The sequence below is a fragment of the Synechococcus sp. H55.9 genome (assembly GCF_047462355.1).
Classification (GTDB): Bacteria; Cyanobacteriota; Cyanobacteriia; order Thermostichales; family Thermostichaceae; genus Thermostichus.
This window is the reverse complement of the sequence record NZ_JANSJB010000050.1, coordinates 1-3,337: the sequence shown is the minus strand read 5'-3', so window position 1 is coordinate 3,337 and position 3,337 is coordinate 1. Positions and strand designations below refer to the sequence as shown.

The window sequence follows — 3,337 nt, the reverse complement described above, 5'->3', positions numbered from 1 at the left end:
GAGGCCGTGGCGCGGGAGATCGGCCAGCACCTGGACGACCGCTACCGGGTTATTGTCAACAAGTCTACCGTCCCCATTGGTTCCGGCGACTGGGTGCGCATGCTTATCTTGGATGGGGCTGCTGGGGCGGCCAAGCAGCGCCTGGGCAGCCGGGAAGAGAGCGAACTGCTCTCTGGGGGAGATCGGGAGGCAACTCCTTTCTCCAGAGGATCCCTGGCTTTGCAAATCTCTCCTCGGACACCTCAGTTTGACGTGGTCAGCAACCCTGAGTTTTTGCGAGAGGGCAGCGCCATCCAGGATACCTTCTACCCGGATCGCATCGTGATTGGCTCCAACAGCCCCCGCGCCATCGAGATCCTGCGGCGGCTTTACGAGCCCATCCTCAGCCGCCAGCAGGGCTTGGGTGGGGATCCCGTGCCTTTACTGGTTACCGACTTGGCCTCCGCCGAGATGATCAAATATGCCGCCAACGCCTTCTTGGCCACCAAGATCAGCTTCATCAACGAGATCGCCAACATCTGTGAGCGCACCGGTGCCGACATCACCCAGGTGGCAACAGGGATCGGCCTCGATAAGCGCATTGGCCGCGCCTTTCTCAACGCCGGTATAGGCTGGGGAGGGAGCTGCTTCCCCAAGGATCTGTCAGCTCTCATTCAAACAGCTGCTGACTACGGCTATGAGGCCAAGCTGTTGCGGGCTAGTGTCGAGGTCAACTGCGAGCAGCGGCAGCGCCTGGTGGAAAAGCTGCAGCAGGCCCTCAAGGTGCTTAAGGGCAAGACCATTGGCCTTTTGGGCCTCACCTTTAAGCCCCACACCGATGACCTGCGGGATGCCCCCTCTCTGACGTTGATCGAGCAGCTCCACCGGCTGGGGGCCAAGGTGAAAGCGTATGATCCCATTGTGTCGGCTTCGGGGATGCGGGAGGGCCTGGCCCACGTGATAGTGGAAACGGATGTGTTTCGCCTGGCCCAGGACTGCGACGCCCTGGTGCTGGTGACCGAGTGGCCGGAGTTTTTGTCGCTGGATTACCGGCACCTTGCCGAGCTGATGCGGCGGCCTTTGCTGATCGATGGCCGCAATTGCCTTGACCGGCAGGCCGTTCAACAGGCGGGTATCACCTTGATTGGAGTGGGCTGGTGAAGATCCTGGTCACGGGTGGTTTGGGATTTATCGGCTCCCATCTGGTCGGCCGCCTTCTGCAAGAAGGCCACGCAGTTATCTGCCTCGACAACGGCTACACGGGGCGGGAGGAGAACGTACAGGCCCACCGCGACAACCCCGCCTTTACTTTGCTGTGGCACGATGTGGCCGAGCCGCTGCCGCCGGAGCTGGAAAAAGCCGGGATCGAGCAAATCTACCACCTGGCCTGTCCCGCCTCGCCGCCCCACTACCAGGCGGATCCCATCCACACCATCCGCACCGGTGTCTGGGGCACCTACCACCTGCTGGAGCTGGCCCAGAAAACAGGATCCAGGTTCCTGCTGGCCTCGACTTCAGAAGTGTACGGGGATCCCCAGGTGCACCCCCAGCCGGAGGACTATTGGGGCCATGTCAACCCCATCGGCCCGCGGGCCTGCTACGACGAGTCGAAGCGCCTGGCCGAAACCCTGACTTTTGACTGGCAGCGGCAACACCAGACGGAGATCCGCGTCGCCCGCATCTTCAACACCTATGGGCCGGCCATGCGGGAGGATGATGGCCGCGTGGTCAGCAACTTCATCGTCCAGGCGCTGCGCAGGGATCCCCTCACCGTCTATGGGGATGGATCCCAGACCCGCAGCTTCTGCTACATCGCCGACCTCATCGAAGGCCTGGTGCGCCTGATGAACGGCCCCTATCCCGGCCCCTTTAACCTGGGCAACCCGCAGGAGTTCACCATCCTGGAGCTGGCGCAGCAGGTCTTGGCCCTCACCGGCAGTCCTTCCCCCATCGTCCACCGGCCCCTGCCGACCGACGATCCCAAGCAGCGCCGGCCCGATATCCGCAAAGCCCGCACCCTGTTGGGCTGGGATCCCCAGATCCCCCTGCAGGTTGGCCTGGAGCTAACCATCCCCTACTTTCGTCGGCGGCTAGGGCTGGAGTAAGTTGAGGTCAAACTGAACAAGTTTTTTTGATGTATCCTGAGAGAGCCCATTAGGAACGCGGCTACTCGACAACCTGCGTTTTCTCGCCTGCAGTTTTCGGCTTTTCCCATGGCTCTCACCGAATCTGACCCCAAAGCTCTCCCCGGCGGCGGATCCCTGAGTTTTTTTGAGCGCTATCTCACCCTTTGGGTGGCTCTGTGTATTGTTGCCGGGATCCTGTTGGGTCGATGGTTTCCGGGCCTGGCAGAGGCGCTGGATGCCCTGAGCCTCTATCAGGTCTCCATTCCCATTGCCGTCTGCCTGTTTTTCATGATGTATCCCATCATGGTGAAAATTGATTTTGGCCAGGCAGCCCATGCCTTGCAATCGCCCAAACCGGTGCTGTTGACCCTGGGGGTGAACTGGCTGGTGAAGCCTTTTACCATGGTGGTGATTGCCCAGTTTTTCTTGGGGTGGCTGTTTGCCCCTTGGATAACCGGCACGGAAATGATCCGCGGTACAGAAGTGAGCCTCAGCAACTCCTACATTGCCGGGGCCATTTTGCTGGGCATTGCCCCCTGCACTGCGATGGTGCTGATGTGGGGCTATCTCAGCTATGGCAACCAAGGCCACACCCTGGTGATGGTGGCGGTGAACTCTTTAACCATGCTTTTCCTCTACGCGCCGCTGGGCCGCTGGCTGCTGGCCATGAGCGATTTAACGGTGCCCTGGCAAACCATTTTGCTATCCGTAGCCATCTACGTGGGCCTACCGCTAGTTGCAGGAGCAGCCTCTCGCTATTGGATTCTTAAAACCAAGGGCCGGGAATGGTTTGAGAAAGCTTTTTTGCGCTACCTCAACCCCATTGCCATCACCGCCTTGCTGGTGACGCTGGTGCTGCTTTTTGCTTTTAAAGGGGATCTCATTGTGGAAAATCCCTTCCACATTTTGTTGATTGCAGTGCCGCTTTTTGTGCAGACCAACCTTATTTTTGGCCTCACCTATGTGGCAGCCCAGAAACTGGGCTTGTGCTATGAGGATGCCGCTCCGGCGGCTTTAATCGGCGCCAGCAATCACTTCGAGGTGGCCATTGCAACGGCGGTGGTGTTGTTTGGCTTGAACTCCGGGGCCGCCCTGGCCACCGTCGTAGGGGTGCTGATCGAGGTGCCGGTGATGCTGATGCTGGTGGAAGTATGTAAACGCACCGCCTTTTATTTTCCCCGCCAGCCGGAGAAGGCCAGCTTGCCGGATCCCCGCTGTCTTAAAATCAGCCC

At 59.8% G+C, this 3,337-nt stretch carries 3 protein-coding genes; all 3 read left to right on the top strand.

Translation table 11 applies throughout. From position 1 onward, the window contains the following. Window positions 1–1,140: UDP-glucose dehydrogenase family protein (locus NW857_RS07935; RefSeq protein WP_414368581.1), on the top strand; the 1,140-nt coding region annotated here is incomplete at its 5' end. Continuing rightward, the gene (locus tag NW857_RS07930) at window positions 1,137–2,084 is read left to right on the top strand and encodes a UDP-glucuronic acid decarboxylase family protein (RefSeq protein WP_414338667.1); all 948 of its coding nucleotides are present in this window, start codon (window positions 1,137–1,139) and stop codon (window positions 2,082–2,084) included. The genes NW857_RS07935 and NW857_RS07930, both read left to right, overlap by 4 nt. Before the next feature lie 108 nt (window positions 2,085–2,192). Next, window positions 2,193–3,337 (top strand): ACR3 family arsenite efflux transporter (gene arsB / locus NW857_RS07925; protein WP_414334544.1); only part of this gene is annotated, 1,145 nt, incomplete at its 3' end.